11 protein-coding genes are annotated in these 18,241 nt (G+C 71.2%); 3 read left to right on the forward strand and 8 right to left on the reverse strand.

The features are described 5' to 3' along the window. Nucleotides 1-15 precede the first annotated feature (15 nt). Both ACGFR9_RS12430 and ACGFR9_RS12435 read left to right on the forward strand, forming a co-directional pair. Nucleotides 16-2,247, forward strand: coding sequence for a CDP-glycerol glycerophosphotransferase family protein (locus ACGFR9_RS12430; RefSeq protein ID WP_393206236.1), 2,232 nt, complete (start codon nucleotides 16-18; stop codon nucleotides 2,245-2,247). Nucleotides 2,248-2,272: 25 nt separating this feature from the next. After that, complete coding sequence (locus tag ACGFR9_RS12435; protein ID WP_393206239.1) at nucleotides 2,273-5,836, forward strand: CDP-glycerol glycerophosphotransferase family protein; 3,564 nt, start codon at nucleotides 2,273-2,275, stop codon at nucleotides 5,834-5,836. A gap of 103 nt (nucleotides 5,837-5,939) precedes the next feature. Here the strand turns inward: ACGFR9_RS12435 and ACGFR9_RS12440 are convergent, their stop codons facing one another. The 8 genes from ACGFR9_RS12440 to ACGFR9_RS12475 all read right to left on the reverse strand — a co-directional run bounded on the left by ACGFR9_RS12440 (nucleotide 5,940) and on the right by ACGFR9_RS12475 (nucleotide 16,788). Then, nucleotides 5,940-7,082, reverse strand: coding sequence for a glycosyltransferase family 2 protein (locus ACGFR9_RS12440; protein ID WP_393206242.1), 1,143 nt, complete (start codon nucleotides 7,080-7,082; stop codon nucleotides 5,940-5,942). Nucleotides 7,083-7,280: 198 nt separating this feature from the next. Further along, nucleotides 7,281-8,726 (reverse strand): GTPase ObgE, encoded by a 1,446-nt coding sequence (obgE, locus tag ACGFR9_RS12445; RefSeq protein WP_393206245.1) that lies wholly within the window; start codon nucleotides 8,724-8,726, stop codon nucleotides 7,281-7,283. Nucleotides 8,727-8,831: 105 nt separating this feature from the next. After that, nucleotides 8,832-9,086: a 50S ribosomal protein L27 gene (gene rpmA, locus ACGFR9_RS12450; protein ID WP_030217742.1), complete on the reverse strand. Its 255-nt coding sequence runs from the start codon at nucleotides 9,084-9,086 to the stop codon at nucleotides 8,832-8,834. 14 nt (nucleotides 9,087-9,100) lie between these two features. Continuing rightward, on the reverse strand, nucleotides 9,101-9,421 hold the full coding sequence (gene rplU, locus ACGFR9_RS12455; protein ID WP_030217740.1) for a 50S ribosomal protein L21: 321 nt from the start codon (nucleotides 9,419-9,421) through the stop codon (nucleotides 9,101-9,103). 191 nt (nucleotides 9,422-9,612) lie between these two features. After that, nucleotides 9,613-10,674: an iron-containing alcohol dehydrogenase family protein gene (locus tag ACGFR9_RS12460; RefSeq protein WP_393206249.1), complete on the reverse strand. Its 1,062-nt coding sequence runs from the start codon at nucleotides 10,672-10,674 to the stop codon at nucleotides 9,613-9,615. Further along, nucleotides 10,662-11,414 carry a sugar phosphate nucleotidyltransferase gene (locus ACGFR9_RS12465; RefSeq protein ID WP_393206251.1) on the reverse strand — a complete coding sequence of 251 codons (753 nt, stop codon included), beginning with the start codon at nucleotides 11,412-11,414 and terminating at the stop codon, nucleotides 10,662-10,664. Before ACGFR9_RS12465 ends, ACGFR9_RS12460 begins: the two co-directional genes overlap by 13 nt. A gap of 163 nt (nucleotides 11,415-11,577) precedes the next feature. Next, nucleotides 11,578-15,705, reverse strand: a complete 4,128-nt coding sequence (locus ACGFR9_RS12470) for a ribonuclease E/G (RefSeq protein ID WP_393206253.1) — start codon at nucleotides 15,703-15,705, stop codon at nucleotides 11,578-11,580. Between the two features lie 261 nt (nucleotides 15,706-15,966). Beyond that, entirely contained in the window at nucleotides 15,967-16,788 is an 822-nt protein-coding gene (locus ACGFR9_RS12475; RefSeq protein ID WP_393206255.1) for a TIGR03936 family radical SAM-associated protein, read from the reverse strand. A gap of 640 nt (nucleotides 16,789-17,428) precedes the next feature. Here ACGFR9_RS12475 and ACGFR9_RS12480 point away from each other — a divergent pair. Next, the gene (locus ACGFR9_RS12480; protein WP_393206257.1) at nucleotides 17,429-18,160 is read left to right on the forward strand and encodes a DUF2637 domain-containing protein; all 732 of its coding nucleotides are present in this window, start codon (nucleotides 17,429-17,431) and stop codon (nucleotides 18,158-18,160) included. Nucleotides 18,161-18,241 lie beyond the last annotated feature (81 nt).

Consider the following 18,241-nt stretch of genomic DNA (forward strand, 5'->3'; position numbering starts at 1 on the left):
GAACAGGTTGTAAGGATGCCCAGACTCTCCCTCGTTGTCCCTGTGTACAAGGTGCAGGGCTATCTGCCCGAGTGCCTGGATTCCCTTCTCGGACAGGACTACACGGACTTCGAGATCATTGCCGTCGACGACTGCTCGCCGGACGGTTCGGGCGCCGTTCTCGACCAGTACGCGGCAAGAGACGCCCGTATTCATGTGATTCACCTCACCGAGAACGTGGGGCTGGGGCGCGCGCGCAACGCGGGTCTTGAGCGGGCCCAGGGCGACTACGTCCTGTTCCTGGACAGCGACGACACACTGTCCGACGGCGCGCTGGCGGCGATAGCCGACCGCCTCGAGGCCACCGGTGACCCCGAGATACTCGTCTACGACTACGCGCGCACCTACTGGGACGGGGAGATACGCCCCAACCAGCGGGCGGACCTGCTGAGGAGCGAGGGCCCGGACGTCTTCCGCCTCGCCGACCGCCCCGAGTTGCTCAATCTGCTGCAGATCGTCTGGAACAAGGCCTACCGCCGCGACTTCATCGCCCGCACCGGCCTCACCTTCCCCCCGGGGTACTACGAGGACGCCCCCTGGACGTTCTGCTCGATGATCAGCGCCGAGCGCATGGCCGTCCTGGACCGCGTCTGCGTCCTGTACCGGCAGCGCCGCGAGGGCGGCAACATCCTGAAGACGGTCAGCCGCAAGCACTTCGACGTCTTCGACCAGTACCGCCGGGTCTTCGACTACGTCGACGCGCATCCGGAACTCGACGAGTGGCGCGGGCCGTTGTTCCGCAAGATGGTCGACCACTATCTGACCGTGCTGGAGCGTCCGGGCCGGCTGCCGCAGTCCGCCCGCGCTGAGTTCTTCCACCGCGCCTCGGCCGACTACCGTGACCGTCTGCCCAAGGGGTTCCAGCGCCCGGCCGGCGGCCGCGGCCACAAGTACGCGATGCTGGAGCGCGACGCCTACGCGACCATGGCCGGCGCCACCGCCGCCGTGAAGTTCCGACGGAAGGTCAGGAACGGCGCGGCGGCCGCGATCAGCCGGTCCAAGCGCAGCGCGGTCGGCATGTCCTACCAGTCGCAGCTGCGGCTCCCCATCGACGAGAACCTCGCCGTGTTCTCCGCCTACTGGAGCCGCAGCGTCTCCTGCAACCCGGCGGCCATCGACGCCGAACTGGCCAGGCTCGCCCCCGGAATCCGCCGGGTGTGGGCCGTCCGGGCGGACTCGGTGGACGGTGTGCCCGAGGGCGTGGACCACGTCCGGGTCGGCTCGCGCGCCTACTGGGCGGCCGTGGCGCGTGCCAAGTACCTCGTCAACAACGTGAACTTCGCGGACACGGTGGTGAAGCGGGAGGGCCAGATCCATCTGCAGACCCACCACGGCACCCCGCTGAAGACGATGGGACTGGACCAGCAGAAGTACCCGGCGTCCACCCACATGAACTTCGCCAAGCTCCTCGAGCGCTGTGACCGCTGGGACTACAGCCTCAGCTCCAACAGCTTCTCGACCGCCGTGTGGGAGCGGGTGTACCCCTGCTCGTACACCACCCTGGAGACCGGCTACCCGCGCAACGACTTCCTGGTCAACGCCACGGCCGAGGACGTCCGCCGGGCCCGCGCCGCGCTCGGACTGGCCGACGGCACCAGGGCCATGCTGTACATGCCCACCCACCGCGAGTACCAGCCCGGGTTCACACCGGCCCTCGACCTCGCGCGGCTCGCCGACGAGCTGGGCCCCGACGTGACGCTGCTGATCCGCGGCCACTACTTCTACGGCAGCTCCCCGCACATCGCCGAACTGCGCCGCAGCGGCCGCATCCTGGACGTGTCGGACCACGGCCGGGTGGAGGAGCTGTACCTGGCCGCGGACGCGCTCATCACGGACTACTCGTCGGCGATGTTCGACTACGCCCTCCTCGACCGGCCGATCATCGTCTACGCCCCCGACTGGGACATCTACTCCGCGGTCCGCGGCACCTACTTCAACCTGCTGGAGGAGCCGCCCGGTGCGGTGGCCACCACGCAGGCGGAACTGATCCGGCTGCTCGGCTCGCGGGAGTACGACGGACCGGAGGCCACCGAGCGCCGGGCCGGGTTCCGGCTCCGTTTCTGCGAATTCGACGACGGGCACGCAGCCGAAAGGGTGGTGCGGCGCGTCTTCCTCGGTGAGGAGACCGCACTGCCGTTCGTCCCGTTCACCGAACGACCCCACGCACCGACCCCCGACCAGGCGCTCGAACTGGTCGAGCGGGCCTGACCCCAGGAAGGAGATCACAAAAGCCATGGCCCCTCGGCTCAGTGTCATCGTCCCCATCTACAACGTCGAGCGCTATCTGCCCGCGTGCCTGGACTCGCTCGCCGCGCAGACCTTCCGGGACATCGAGGTCCTGATGGTCGACGACGGCTCCCCCGACGGCTCCGCCGCGATAGCCGCGGCGTACGCGAAGCGCGACGAGCGCTTCAAGCTGATCCGCAAGGAGAACGCCGGACTCGGAGCGGCCCGCAACACGGGCATCCAGAACGTGTCGGACGCCTCGGAGTACCTCACCTTCGTCGACAGCGACGACCTCATCCCGCCGGACGCCTACCGGCAGATGCTCGCCAGCCTGGACGACTCCGGTTCGGACTTCGCCACCGGCAACGTCTTCCACCTCAAGGGCGAGAAGACCTGGCAGGTGCCCCTGCTGAAGATGCTCGCCGGTGAGGCCCGCAGGGGCACGCACATATCCAGGAACCCGAAGCTCATCGCCGACCGCATCGCCTGCAACAAGATCTTCCGGCGGAGCTTCTGGGAGAAGGAGGGCTTCGTCTTCCCCGAGGGGATCCTCCACGAGGACATCCCCGTCGTCCTGCCCGCCCACTACCGGGCTCAGGCCGTCGACGTCATCGGCGAGCCGACGTACTTCTGGCGGCTGCGCGAGGGCGAGTCCGCCCCCTCGATCACCCAGCGCCGCAAGGAGCCCCAGGCCATCCGCGACCGGGTCACCGCGGTCAGCATGGTCAGCGACTACCTCGCCGAGCAGCCCGGCGCCGAGTTCGCCGAGTACAAGCGCCAGTACGACGACCGGGTGCTCCGCGACGACCTGCGGCTGTTCCTGCGGGTGCTGCCGGACTCCACGGCCGAGTTCCACGAGGCGTTCCTCGAGGCCACCAACCGCTACCTCGACATGGTGGACCCGAAGATCGTCATGGCGCTGCCGACGGATCTGCGGGTGCAGTGGCTGCTGGTCCGCAAGCACGCCATGCCCGAGCTGATCGCCCTGCTGGCCTCGCAGCGCCGCAAGGAGCCGGTGGAGGTCTCCGGGACCTTCCGCAAGTACGCGAGCTTCCGCACGCTGGAGGAGAGCGGCCTCGAGCTGCCGAAGTCGGCGCTGCGCATCGACGGCGACCTGGACCTGCGCGCCCCGCTGCGCTCGGTGACCTGGCAGGACGGCAAACTCGTCCTGTCCGGCGACGCCTACATAGACAAGATCGACGTATCGTCGAAGCGGAGCAGCGTCAAGATCGTCCAGTTGAAGCGCAACGGCTCGCGCCGGCGTGTCTTCCTGCCGGCCAGGAACGTCCACCGGCCCGAGTGCACCACGGACTCCGGTCAGCAGCGCTACAACTACGACTGGGCGGGCTGGGAACTGGCCCTCGACCCGGCGAAGCTGCGCAAGGGCGGCACCTGGCAGGAGGGCCTCTGGCACGTCGGCATCAACGTCTACGCCTCCGGTCTGGTGCGGCGCAGCGGCATCTGGACCCGCGGCGGTTCGGCCGCGAACTTCCCGCCGTACCAGTGGCTCGACGAGGATTTCCGGCTGCTGCCGACCGTCGAGCGCAGCGCGCTCAAGCTGCGGGTCGAGAAGGTGCGCGCCCTGATCACCGACCGCCGGCTGGACGGCGACGCGGTGGAGATCACCGGTGACATCCGGGAGCCGCTGAACGCCGGGGAGACGGTGACGTTCCGGCTGAGCCACGGCAAGAGCGGCGAGCTGCGCAACTACCCGGTCGATGTGGCGGAGCAGGGCGGTTCGAGGACGTTCCGTACCCGGGTACCGCTGGCGGACGTGGCCCTGCTGAGCACCAGCACGGTCGACGACCAGGCCCAGCCGGACCGCCGCCGGTGGAGCACGGTGCTGGTGGCCACCGCCGAGGACGGCACGGAGCGCCAGTTCAGCAGTGTGGTCCGGGAGGGTCTCGAGGACCTGTCCTTCGATCTGCCGGCCTCGTTCGGCGAGGAGGGCGCCCACCGCGAGATCGCGCTGACGTCCGGTCACAACGGCTATCTGAAGATCACCGGCCGGACCCGCCGTGCCGTGCTCACCGATGTCGTCCTCGACGACGGGAAGCTCGTGGTGCGCGGCCGCGCCAGCCGGGAACTCGCCGGCTCCGACCTCGTCCTCAAGGCGACCAACCGCTACGACGAGCGCACGGCGTCCACCGACTGGTCCGAGGACGGCACGTTCACCGTGGCCTTCGACCCGTCGGTGATGGGCGGCTCCGGACAGGTGCCGCTGAAGGCGGGCCGCTGGAACCTGCTGCTGCGCTCCGCGAACCCGGACGTCCCGGACGCCCAGTTCGTCATCGACCGGCCGGCCCTGCCCCGCTTCCCGCTCCACACCGAACTGGGCGGCCGCCGCTACTGGTTCGAGAACCGCTGGAGCGACTACCCGCAGCTCAACTGCCGTTCCGAGCTCAGCGACCTGGAGCGCGGTCCGTACCGTCAGCTCCAGCTGCGCCGCGAGGTGTACGACACGGGCTGCCAGGAGCCGCTGCGCGACCAGGTGTTCTTCCTCAGCTACAACGGCAAGCAGTACTCCGACAGCCCGCGGGCGATGCACGAGGAACTGCTGCGCCGCGGCAGCGACATGAAGTACCTGTGGGCCGTGCGCGACGGTCAGGTGGTGCTGCCGCACACCGCGGACAAGGTCCGCATGTGGGGCCGCGAGTGGTTCGAGGCCCTGGCCACCTCCCGGTACATCGTCACCAACGGGCATCTGCCCGAGTGGGTGAAGCGCCGGCCCGGCCAGGTCATCGTGCAGACGTGGCACGGCACGATGCTGAAGAAGATCGGCCACGACATCGAGACGCTGTACTTCGACCGCGAGTACCAGAACCGTCTGGCGCTCGAGGCCAAGAACTGGAGTCTGCTGGTCTCCTCCAACCGGTTCTCCACCCCGATCCTCAAGCGGGCCTTCTCCTACGACGGGGAGATCCAGGAGGCCGGTTACCCGCGCAACGACTACCTGTACTCGCCGGACCGCGACAAGATCGCGGACAAGGTGCGCAAGACGCTCGGCATTCCGAGCGGCAAGAAGGTCGTGCTGTACGCGCCGACCTGGCGGGACGACCAGTCGCACAGCGCCGGGCAGTACCTGTTCGACCTGCGGATCGACCTCGACGACGCCCGCCGCCGGCTGGGCGACGACCATGTGCTGCTGATCCGGCGTCACTCCAACGTCGTCGACGCCGTGCCGGGCGCCGGCAACGGTTTCGTGTGGGACGCGTCCGAGTACCCGGACATCGCCGACCTGTACCTGGCGGCGGACATGATGATCACGGACTACTCGTCCGTGATGTTCGACTACGCCCACCTGAAGCGGCCCATGCTGTTCTTCACGTACGACCTGGAGCACTACCGGGACACGCTGCGCGGCTTCTACTTCGACTTCGAGAACGACTCGCCGGGACCGCTGATCTCCACCTCCGAGGAGCTCGTCACGGCGATCCGCGACATCGACAAGGTGTCCGCCGAGTACGAGGAGCGCTTCGCGCGGTTCCACCACCTGTTCTGCGACCTCGACGACGGCGAGGCCTCGAAGCGGGTCGTGGACCGGATGATCGAGCAGGCCGGGGAGGTCTGAGCCGGCCGGTTGCCGGGGGACCGGAGGTTCCCCGGCAACGGGAAGGGCGACGGCCGGGCGGAATCGCCCGGCCGTCGCCCTTTCGCTGTGAGCGGCCCCGTCCTCAGTGCCCGGTCTTCCCGGCGGGACCCGCGCGGCCGGCCAGTGCGACGGTCAGTGCGCGGATCCGGCCCCGCAGCCGCGGGCGCCCGGCGCCCTGCGCCACCTGCCGGTGGGGCGTCTGCTCCGGAGCCCGAGCAGGCGCCGGCTCCGGTCTGGGCACCAGGGCGCACAGGGCGGTGATCTCCTCCACCAGCCCCTGGGAGAGCAGCAGACAGCGCAGCCGGGACAGCGGCGGCAGTTCGGCCACCAGTTCGCTCGGCATGTACGCGCGCAGCAACTGCCCGGCGAGCTCCACATGCTGGGCCCGTGTCGCGTCCGGCAGCTCGGCGAAGGTCTCCTTGAAGCGGCCGAGTATCTCCAGGGTGAGCCAGCGGTACAGCAGGCTGTTGCGCCGGCTGCCGGGCGGGACGTGTTCGACGACCACGTCCAGTACGTCACGCACATTGGCGTAGAAGGGGGCGGGGTCGGGGACCTCGTGGGTCAGATGCGGGAAGCCGTCCCGGTGGATCAGGTGGTAGCAGTCGTAGTCGGCCACCACGGACATCGACCGGGCGTGCAGATAGGCCGGGACGACGAACATCTGCTCCTCGGCCAGCCTGACCCCCTCGGCGAAGCGCAGACCGTGCTCCACCACGAGAGAGCGCCGGAACAGTTTGTGCGCGGTCAGGGTCCAGACGGCCTTGCAGGAGAAGATGTCACCGCGCTCGACGTTCTTCCGGAACGGTGTGACCGGCGCCTTGCGGCCCACTCCGCGGATGCGTCCGAGCACCACGTCCGAGCCGTCGCGCCGGGCGGCCCCCACCAGTCGCTCCAGCGCCTCGGTCCCGAGGCGGTCGTCGGGATCCGCGAAGAACAGGAACTCGCCGGTGGCCGTCTCGATGCCCCGGTTGCGCGGACCGCCCGGGGCACCGGAGTTCCTCTCGAACCGTACGACGGTGATCCGCCCGGGGTGGCGTTCCGCCCAGGCGTCCAGCACGTCCCCACTGCCGTCCGTGGAGGCGTCGTCCACGGCGATGATCTCGATGTGGTCGAATCCCATGGACTGGTCCGCGATCGACTGCAGACATTCCGTCAGGTAGTCACCGGCGTTGTAGACCGGAATGACCACCGAGACGGTGGGCCCCCCTACGGGCTCGGTATTCAATGCGCCCCCCACGAGCAGCGTTTTTCATCACTGTAGTTCCCTGTTTGGACCGTTCCGTTGCGATGATCCGTCGGCCGGTGCACAGTCACGTAACAGTTGACGCACCGTCAAACCATGTGTGACGGAAGAGAAAAGGCGGTGCCCCGGACCGGCACACGGCTCGGTCCGGGGCACCGCCTCACGGGGGCGTCCGCCGGTCTAGAACGGCTCGAAGTCGTCGTACTCCCGCTCGGAGTCGTCCCGTTCGGCCTGGCGGTCGCGGCGTCGCTGCGCGGCCGGGCGGGGGGCCTCGAAGCGGTGGTCCTCACCACGGCGGCCGAGCATCTCCGCACCGGCGGTGACGGTCGGCTCCCAGTCGAAGACGACCGCGTTCTCCTCGGGCCCGATGGCCACACCGTCGCCGGAGCGGGCACCGGCCTTCATCAGCTCCCCCTCGACGCCGAGGCGGTTGAGACGGTCGGCCAGATAGCCGACGGCCTCGTCGTTGTTGAAGTCGGTCTGGCGGACCCAGCGTTCGGGCTTCTCGCCTCGCACCCGGAACAGCGGCTCTCCGTCGGCCTCCTCGCGGGTGACGGTGAAACCGGCGTCGTCCACGGCCTTGGGCCGGATGACGATACGGGTCGCCTCCTCCTTGGGCCTGGCGGCCCGCGCCCCCGCCACCAGCTCGGCGAGCGCGAACGACAGCTCCCGCAGTCCCCGGTGCGCGACCGCCGACACCTCGAAGACGCGGTAGCCGCGCGCCTCCAGGTCGGGGCGGACCATCTCGGCGAGGTCCTTGCCGTCGGGCACGTCGGTCTTGTTGAGGACGACGACGCGGGGACGGTTGCCGAGGCCGCCGTACTGGCGCAGCTCCTCCTCGATGGTGTCGAGGTCGGAGACGGGGTCGCGGTCGGACTCCAGCGTGGCGGTGTCCAGGACGTGCACGAGGACGCTGCACCGTTCGACGTGGCGCAGGAACTCCAGGCCGAGCCCCCTGCCCTGGCTGGCGCCGGGGATGAGACCGGGCACGTCGGCGATGGTGTAGACGGTCGACCCGGCGGTGACGACCCCGAGGTTCGGGACGAGGGTGGTGAAGGGGTAGTCGGCGATCTTCGGCTTGGCGGCGCTGAGCACGGAGATCAGGGACGACTTGCCGGCGCTGGGATAGCCCACGAGCGCCACGTCCGCGACGGTCTTCAGCTCCAGCACGATGTCCTGGCGGTCGCCCGGCACACCGAGCAGCGCGAATCCGGGCGCCTTGCGCCGCGCCGAGGCGAGGGCGGCGTTGCCGAGCCCGCCGCGTCCGCCCTGGGCGGCGATGTACGAGGTGCCGTGACCGACGAGGTCGGCGAGCACGTTGCCCGCCTTGTCGAGGACGACGGTGCCGTCCGGCACGGGGAGGATCAGGTCCTGGCCGTCCTTGCCGCTGCGGTTGCCGCCCTCACCGGGCTTGCCGTTGGTGGCGTTGCGGTGCGGGGAGTGGTGGTAGTCGAGGAGGGTGGTCACGGACTGGTCGACGGTGAGGATCACGTCGCCGCCGCGTCCGCCGTTCCCGCCGTCGGGTCCGCCGAGGGGCTTGAACTTCTCACGGTGGACGGAGGCACAGCCGTGACCTCCGCTACCCGCGGCGACGTGCAGCTCGACGCGGTCCACGAAGGTGGTCATGGGATGTGCCTCCATTTATTGCGCGGAATGTCTCTTGCCTAACACGCGAAAGGCGGACCCGCCTTCCCGACCGGGAAGTGAGGTCCGCCTCGCGAAAGCTTCCGATCAGGCGACCGGAACGATGTTCACGACCTTGCGGCCACGGTGGGTGCCGAACTGCACCGCACCGGCCTGCAGGGCGAACAGCGTGTCGTCGCCGCCACGGCCGACGCCGGCGCCCGGGTGGAAGTGGGTGCCGCGCTGGCGGACGATGATCTCACCGGCGTTGACGGCCTGACCGCCGAAGCGCTTCACGCCGAGCCGCTGGGCATTGGAGTCGCGACCGTTCCGAGTGGACGATGCGCCCTTCTTGTGTGCCATGTCTCCTCAGTCCCTTACTTCGCAGCCGCGGGGATCTCAGTGACCTTGATCGCCGTGTACTGCTGGCGGTGGCCCTGACGACGGCGGTAGCCGGTCTTGTTCTTGTAGCGCAGAATGTCGATCTTCTGGCCCTTGTGGTGGTCCACGACCTCGGCCTGGACCTTGATGCCGGCCAGCACCCACGGGTCGCTGGTCACGGCCTCGCCGTCGACCACGAGCAGGGTCGAGAGCTCGACCGTGTCGCCGACCTTGGCGGTGGAAATCTTGTCAACCTCGACGATGTCGCCGACAGCAACCTTGTGCTGGCGACCACCGCTGCGCACGATGGCGTACACGCGGATCTCACTCTCACTCGAAGAACGGCACCCCCGCAGGCCAGCCGCCCGGCCATGGACACGGACGACCTCTTCCGGCCGCCGAAGCACCCGGAAGGAAGAGGTTTACGGGGATGTGGCAGTCCCGATGGACACGCCGACGGTCAAGGTTACGGGGCCCGGCCCGCGAGGGTCAAACCGGACCCCCGGCCTCAGTCGGTGACCGACGCCGCGTAGTCCGCGTAGGCGTCCTTGATCCGCTCCGGCGACAGGTCCAGATGCTCCAGGATCGTGTAGCGGCCCGGGCGGGTCTCCGGGGCGAACTCGACGGCGCGGACGAACTCGTCGTCGTCGAAACCGATCTCCTGCGCGAGGACCGGCAGCCCGTGCCGGCGGAGCGCGTCGGCCATCATCCGGGAGCTGTCGTGGTCGCCCCGCAGATGCATCGCGAACGCCGCGCCGATGCCGACCTGTTCGCCGTGGCTGGCGGCACGCCGGGGATACAGCAGGTCGAGCGCGTGACTGATCTCGTGGCAGGCCCCGGAGGAGGGCCGGGTGTGCCCCGCGATCGACATGGCGATGCCCGACAGCACCAGGCCCTCGGACAGCACGGTCAGGAAGCCGTCGTCGCCGCAGCCGCCGGGGTGGCGCAGCACGGCCTCCCCCGCCTGGCGGGCCATGGCGGCGGCGAGACCGTCGACCTTCTCGCCGTTGACCCGGTGGGACAGTTCCCAGTCGGCGACGGCGGAGATGTTGGACACCGCGTCCCCGATCCCCGAGCGCACGAAGCGGATCGGCGCCTCGCGGATCACCGCGAGGTCGATGAGCAGCGCGATGGGCATCGGCACGCCGTAGGAGCCGCGGCCCGCGTCGTTGTCCAGGATGGAGACGGGCGAGCAGATGCCGTCGTGCGAGAGGTTGGTGGCCACGGCGACCATGGGCAGCCCGATGCGCGCCGCGGAGTACTTCGCGCAGTCGATGACCTTGCCGCCGCCGAGTCCGACGACCGCGTCGTAGCGGCCGGACTTCATCTTGTCGGCGAGCCGGACCGCGTCGTCGATGGTGCCGCCGCCGACCTCGAACCAGTCGGCCCCCGGCAGGGCGGCCGACAGCCGCTGCCGCAGCCGCGTCCCGGAGCCGCCGCTGATCGCCACCGCGAGTCTGCCCGACTGGGAGATCCGCTGGTCCGCGAGGACGCTCGCCAGATCATCGAGGGCACCCGGGCGGATGTCGACGACGACCGGCGAGGGGATGAGCCGGGTCAGTACTGGCACGTGATGTCCCGTCCACGGGCGAGGTCCTCGTGGTTGTCGATCTCGACCCACTGGACGTCGCCGATCGGCGCCACGTCGATCCGGAAGCCGCGGTTCACCAGCTCCTGGTAGCCGTCCTCGTAGTACAGCTGCGGGTCCCGCTCGAACGTCGCCTTCAGCGCGTCGGCCAGTTCCGATGCCGCCTCGCCCTCGATGAGGGTGACGCCGATGTACTCGCCCGTCGCCTCGGCGGGGTCCATCAGCTTGGTGATCCGCGTCATCCCCTTCTCGGGGTCGACGACGACCTTCATCTCCTCGTCGGCGAGCTTCTTCACCGTGTCCAGGGCGAGGATGATCTTCTTGCCGTCGCCGCGGGCGGCGAGCAGGGTCTTCTCGACGGAGACCGGGTGGACGGTGTCGCCGTTGGCGAGGATCACACCGTCCTCGAGGGCGTCACGGCCGCACCACAGGGAGTAGGCGTTGTTCCACTCCTCGGCCTTGTCGTTGTCGATGAGGGTGAGCTTGACGCCGTACTTCTGCTCCAGAGCCGTCTTGCGCTCGTAGACGGCCTCCTTGCGGTAGCCGACGATGACACCGACCTCGGTCAGCCCGATCTCGGCGAAGTTGCCGAGCGTCAGGTCCAGCACGGTGACCGCGTCCGGGTCGCCCTCCGCGCCCACCGGCACCAGCGCCTTGGGAAGCGTGTCGGTGTAGGGGCGCAGACGGCGTCCGGCGCCGGCCGCAAGCACGAGGCCTATCATCGCGGTTTTCTCCTTACGTTCCCCGGATCCGACCGAGTCGGGGAAATGTCATCTCGGCGGCAGAACTGTCTGAACGGGCCGCGCCCGCGCGGCGGGCGCGGCCCCTGGGAAAGGGTGTGGTCCCGTCCTAGGGGGACAGGACCACACAGCGTGGACGCGACCGCTAGTCCTCGTCGGTCACGGCCGTCACCGAGGACGGCGGCTGCTCGGCCGCGGCCGCGGTCTTCTTCGACGCCGTCTTCTTCGCGGTCGTCCTGGTGGTGGCGGTCTTGGTGGCGGCGGACTTGGTGGTCTTCGCCGCCGCCTTCTTGGCCGTCGTCTTCTTGGCGGCCGTCTTGGCGGTGGTCTTCTTGGCCACCGTCTTCTTGGTCGCGGCCTTCTTCGCCGTGGCCTTCTTGGCCGCCGTGCGGGCGGTCTTCCTGGCCGGGGCGGCCTCGGTCTCCGCCTCGGCCTCCTCGGCGGGCGCCGTCTCCGCCGCCGAGGGGACGACCACGACGGCCGTCTCCTCGGACGCGGTCGACGTGCTCGGCCCCCGCACCGCGCGACGGCGCGGACGGGGCGGGGCGACCTCGGCCGGTGCCGGGGCCTCCTCCGGCTCGGGCGCCGGCTCGGCGACCGGGGCCACGGGCTCCGCGACGACCACCGCGGCCTCCGCTCCCGCCGGGGGACCGGCCGGCGCGGACACCTTGCGGGTGGCCCGGCGACGCGTACGGCCCGTCGGCGCGGCCTCCTCGGCAGCCGGCTCGGCCGGCTCGGGGACCACCGCGTCCTCGACGGCCGCGGGCTCGGCCAGTGCCTCGGCGGCGGGCTCCGGACGCACCGGACGCGCGACCTCGTCGGCGGCCGTCACGTCCTGCGCCGTCGGGGCCTCGGCCTGCTCGGCGTGCTCGGACTGCTCGGGCTCCTCGGCCCTGCGCCGGTCGGCCCTGGCCGACCGCTTCGGCGTGCCCGCCGGGGCCGACACCCGCCGGCTCGACCGGCGGCGCGTACGGCCGCGGGTGGCCGCGGCCTCCGCCTCGGCGGCGCTGCTGTACAGCTCCTCGTCCGGCACGAAAGCGTCCTTGAGCGGCTCCGCCGCGGGGGGCGCGGGCAGCGCGACCGGCTCGGCGGCGACCTCCGTCTCCGTCTCCGCTTCCTGCTCGGCCGTCTCGACGCCCACGGCCGTCTCGTGCTCGTGCGGCTGGTCCGCCGCGCCGGCCCGCGCCCGCTTCCGGCGCTTGCCGCCACCACCGGCGGCCGCCGGCTGGTCGAGGTGCACGATGACACCGCGTCCGTTGCAGTGGACGCAGGTCTCCGAGAACGACTCCAGCAGACCCTGGCCGACCCGCTTGCGGGTCATCTGAACCAGGCCCAGCGACGTCACCTCGGCGACCTGGTGCTTCGTACGGTCCCGGCCCAGGCACTCCAGCAGGCGCCGCAGCACCAGGTCCCGGTTGGACTCGAGGACCATGTCGATGAAGTCGATGACGATGATGCCGCCGAGGTCGCGCAGCCGCAGCTGACGCACGATCTCCTCGGCCGCCTCCAGGTTGTTCCTGGTGACCGTCTCCTCGAGGTTGCCGCCCTGACCGGTGAACTTGCCGGTGTTGACGTCGACCACGATCATCGCCTCGGTCCGGTCGATCACCAGCGAACCGCCGCTGGGCAGCCAGACCTTGCGGTCCAGCGCCTTGGCGAGCTGTTCGTCGATCCGGTACGTGGCGAAGACGTCGACCTCGCTGGTCCACCTGGACAGCCGTCCGGCGAGGTCCGGCGCCACGTGCGACACATAGCCGTGGATGGTCTCCCAGGCCTCGTCGCCGCTGACGACGACCTTGGTGAAGTCCTCGTTGAAGATGTCCCGCACGACCCGGACGGTCATGTCCGGCTCGCCGTACAACAGCGTCGGGGCGCTGCCGCCACCGTTCTTGGACTTCTTCTTGATCTCTTCCCACTGCGCCTGCAGCCGCTCGACGTCCCGGCGCAGCTCATCCTCGCTCGCGCCCTCGGCGGCGGTGCGCACGATGACGCCGGCGTCCTCGGGGACGATCTTCTTGAGGATGGTCTTCAGCCGGGCCCGCTCGGTGTCGGGCAGCTTGCGGCTGATGCCGGTCATCGAACCCTCGGGCACGTACACGAGGTAGCGGCCCGGGAGGGAGACCTGGCTGGTGAGACGGGCACCCTTGTGGCCGATCGGGTCCTTGGTGACCTGCACCAGGACCGGCTGCCCGGACTTCAGCGCGGACTCGATTCGGCGCGGGCCGCCCGACATGCCGAGCGCCTCGAAGTTGACCTCGCCCGCGTACAGCACCGCGTTGCGGCCCTTGCCGATGTCGATGAAGGCGGCCTCCATCGACGGCAGCACGTTCTGCACCTTGCCGAGGTAGACGTTCCCGACGTACGAGGTCGCCTGCTCCTTGTTGACGTAGTGCTCGACGAGCACGCCGTCCTCCAGGACGCCGATCTGCGTACGGTCGCCGTGCTGGCGGACCACCATGACGCGCTCGACGGCCTCACGGCGGGCCAGGAACTCGGCCTCGGTGATGATCGGCACCCGGCGGCGGCCCTGCTCGCGGCCCTCGCGGCGGCGCTGCTTCTTCGCCTCCAGACGCGTGGAGCCCTTGATGGACTGCACCTCGTCCGACGGCTCGGACGCCTTGCGCGGCTCGCGCACCTTGACGACGGTGCGCTCGGGGTCGTCGGCGGACTCGCCGTCACCACCGCCGTCACCGGAGCGGCGGCGACGACGCCGGCGGCGCCGGCTGCTGCTGGAGCCGGAACCGGAGTCCTCGTGGTCGTCGGAGTCGTCCTCCGCGTCCTCCTCGGCCTGCTCCGCGGTGTCCTCGGCGTCCTGGGCGGCCTGCTCGGCGGAGGCGTCCGCCAGGTCGCCGCCCTCGGCGTCGGTCTCGGCGGAGTCACCGCGCCGGCGGCGGCGGCCGCCACGGCGCCGGCGACGGCGTGAACCGGAGGCCTCGCTGTCGTCCTGGTCGTCGCCCTCGGCGTGGTCCTCGGACTGCTCGTCGGCGTCCGCGTCCTCGTCCTCGTCCTCGGTCTCGTCCTCGGCGCGGGTCACGGGCGCGGCCTCGGGCTCGTCGCCCGCGCCGCGACGGCGGCGACGGCGGCGACCGGCGGCGGCGGGCTGCTCCTCCGGGAGCTCCTCGGCCGGCTCCGGCTCGGCGGCCGGTTCGGTGACCTCGGCGGCCGCTTCGGCGGCGGCCCGCTCCGGGGTCTGGAAGCGGGGCTCGGTGAACACCGGCGGCTGGAACACGGCGACGGCGGGACGCGCGGGGCGTCGCGGCGAGGTCTCCGCCTCGTCGTCCGCGGCGGGCCCGGCGCCGCGGGCGGAACGCTCGGGCTCGGCGAAACCGGCGGCGGCCTTGCGGACCACGCGGCGCCGGCGCCGGGAGCCGGTCTCGTCGGCGGCGGCCTCGGGGGCCTGCGCGGGCTCGGGAGTCTCAGGGGTCTCGGTCACCGGGGTCTCCTCGGCGGCGGGCGCGTCGGCACGCCGCGTGGCGCGACGCCGGGTACGGCGCGGGGCGGTGTCCTCGGTCTCGGTCGTGTCGACGGGGGTCTCCACCGTCTCCACGGCCTCGGCGACGGCCTCCGGCGCGGACGCGGTGCGCGTGGCACGGCGCCGGGTACGGGCGGGAGCGGCCTCCTCGGCGGGGGCCTGAGCGGTCTCGGCGACGGCCTCCGGCGCGGACGCGGTGCGCGTGGCACGGCGCCGGGTACGGGCGGGAGCGGCCTCCTCGGCCGGGGCCTGAGCGGTCTCGGCGACGGCCTCCGGCGCGGACGCGGTGCGCGTGGCCTGCCCGGCCGGGGTCTCCGTGGCCTGGGCGGCCTCCGGAGAGGTCACGCTGCGGGTGGCACGGCGCCGGGTACGGGGCGGGGCCGCGTCCTCGGACGTCGCGGCCGGCACGGCGGGCTGCTCGGGGGCGGTGGCGGGCGTCGCCGCCACGACCGTCTCGGCGGCCTCGGCCGACTCCGGTGCCCCGGCGGACGCGGCCGCACGGCGCACCACACGACGGCGCCGGGGAGCGGCGGGCGGGGCCTCGACGGCCTCGCTCTCCTTCTCGTCCTCGGCGGCCTTCCGTGCCACGAGCTCATCGAGCTCATCGGCCTCGACGGACTCGTCGGCTTCGGGGGCCTGCGCGGCCGGTATGGCCGGCGCGACGGCCTCGGCCGTCGTCCCGTCCGCCCCGGTGGGCGGTCCCGCGGGGCGGGAAGCGGCACGGCGCCGCCGCCTCGGCGGCAGGGTGTCGCTGGGGGTGTTCGGTTCGGAGCCCTCTACGGGCTCGATCGGTTCGAGCATGCGGGCGTTTCTCCCGTCAGGCTCCCGGGCGCCGCACCTGGTCCGGCGATGCCGGTGACGTCCGCGGCTCGCGCGATGCGCGACAGCCGCCGTCCGGGGCGCGGGCGCCGCACGGGAGCACTCTGTGTCCTGTCTCGCCGGTTCCGTACGCCGAATGCGTACGGCCTGGCGAAAGTCTTGTGGTCGGTGCGCTGCCCGCCCCAGGTGGCTCCCGAGTGCGAGGGCGGCGCTTACGACATCCGTCCCTTCGCGGGACCTTCCTTACGCCGGCGCCGTCGCGGCGGCAGTGGCGCCGGCCGGTTGCGGCTCGGTCGCTGCTGCCTCGCGGTCGGGCGCGAGCGGGTCGGTCACCGTGCCGGTCTCTTCATCGAGCAGCCCCTGCGCCAGCCTGGTCACCGCTGCGGGGACCGGCGGCGCCAGGTCGGCCACGGCGCGGAGACCGGACAGGACGTCGTCGGGTCGTACGGCAGGCGTCACGTGCCGAACAACCAGCCGCAGTATCGCACAGGGGTGGTCGGTCGGCCCAGTAAGGTGCGCGGCGTCAGCCGCTCCGGTGGAGCCGACGCCCCCGTCGGACGGTGACAAGTCGGTTCCCGCGGTCTCCAGCCCGACCACCGCGGAGCGGGCGTCGAAGGTGCGGACGCCGTTCTTGGTCCGGCGCTGGACCTCGACGGTCTCCGCCGCGTTGAAGACGTCCACCGCACGGCGGGCGTCCTCGGGGCCGACGCCGTCCAGCCGCAGCTCCCACACGGAAGCCGTCAGCCGGTCGGCGAGACCGGGGGTGCGGGCATCGACCGCCTCGACGATGTCGAGCCCGGCGGGCATCGACTCGTCGAGAAGGACCCGGAGCCGCTCGGGGTCACGCGGAGCGGTGAGCGCGATCTCCAGATACTCGGCCTCACTGCCCGTGCCGGTGGGTGCGGCATTGGCGTACGACACCTTCGGATGCGGCGTGAACCCCGCCGAGTACGCCATCGGCACCTCGGCGCGGCGCAGCGCACGCTCGAAGGCGCGCTGGAAGTCACGGTGGCTGGTGAACCGGAGGCGGCCGCGCTTGGTGTAGCGCAGTCGGATGCGCTGCACCGCGGGTGCGGGCGGCGGGCCTTCGGGCTGTCGCTTGCCCAGTGGATCTTCTCCTTGTTGCAAGGGGGCGCGGGGCGCGCCTCCCTTATAGCGTACGGCTGTGCGACGACGACCGGACGGTACCGGGGTCGTCATCCCACTCAGAGTACGCGCGAGGCGGGCCGCCGGTTCCCGGCGAACGGGATGCCCCCGCGCTCGCCGGTGTCCGGGACGGGGATCACCAGGCGGCGGGGCGGCCCGGGCCACCGGGCGTGTGCGGCGGAATGTCTCCGCCGGTGCCCTGGGTCCGCGGATCCGCGTACAGGAAGGGGGAGTCCCCGGTGCGGGCGGGCGGCACCAGACGGTTCGGCGTGGGCACGGAAGCGGACGGCTTCTCCAGATCCATGCCGGTGGAGACGCAGCCGCGTCCCGCCCGGATTTTTACCTCATATGCTGAACGCCGATCCGATATAGGAATGACGCGGCTTCTATAAACCAATTTTCCCTCCGGCCGTTCACTCATTCGCCACGCATCCAAGCGAAACACCCGCCGTTAGTCGCTATATGACGAAGGCAAGCATGTCCGGGCTCATCAGGCCCGACGGGGGGAATTCATGGCAATCCGACGTCTCCGCCCGCAGGATCGGCGCGGCCCGCTGACATGAATGACGAACGCTACGACCCTCTCGTCTACGCGGAGCCCATGGAACCGCCCGTACCGCACTGGGACCCCGCCGAGGAACTCGCCTATCTGCTCCAGGAGGCCCGCAGCGAGGAATACTCCCGGGTCACCATGCCGGGGCCCCGCGAGGAGAACCCGGTCACCGATCCCCTCGCCGGCAGTCCCATGGGCAGCCTCCAGGACATCACGGCGCAGCTCCCACCCCCGCACACAGCAGCACCGCGCGGCCACCGCAAACCGCCCCGCAAACGCCCCGACGCACTCCGCCTCGCCAGCTATGTCACCGCCGCCCTGGCAGCGGTCACCGTGGCGATGGTGAGCGTCTTCAGCGGCGTCGTCACCTACGAGCCGCTGCTCCTCGTCACCACGGCCCACAGCAGCGGCGACTCCTCGGCCTGGTGGCCCGTGCTGGTCTACGGCCCCTGGCTGGCCGGCACGCTGTCCATCCTGCGCGCGGCACTGCACCAACGGCGCGCGCTGCACTCGTGGTTCGTCGTGCTGCTCTTCTCGACCGTCGCGGTGGTGCTCTGCGTCGCCCAGGCCCCACGCACCCTCACCGACACGGCCGCGGCGGCCCTCCCGGGCGCGGCCGCCCTGGCCTGCTTCCAGCAGCTGGTCCGCCAGATCACCCTCACCCGCCCACCCCGCCGCGCCGCCCCCCGCCACCGCGGACGGCCCCCCATGGCCCACCCGGGCCACCACACCCCGTAACCCTCCCCCGCCCCCAGCGGCCTCCGCCGACGGCGGGGGCCGCAGGAGTTCCGGATCCCGTGCGAGGGCAACCCTCCAAGC

Source organism: Streptomyces sp. NPDC048584, assembly GCF_043199595.1.
Classification (GTDB): domain Bacteria; phylum Actinomycetota; class Actinomycetes; order Streptomycetales; family Streptomycetaceae; genus Streptomyces; species Streptomyces edwardsiae.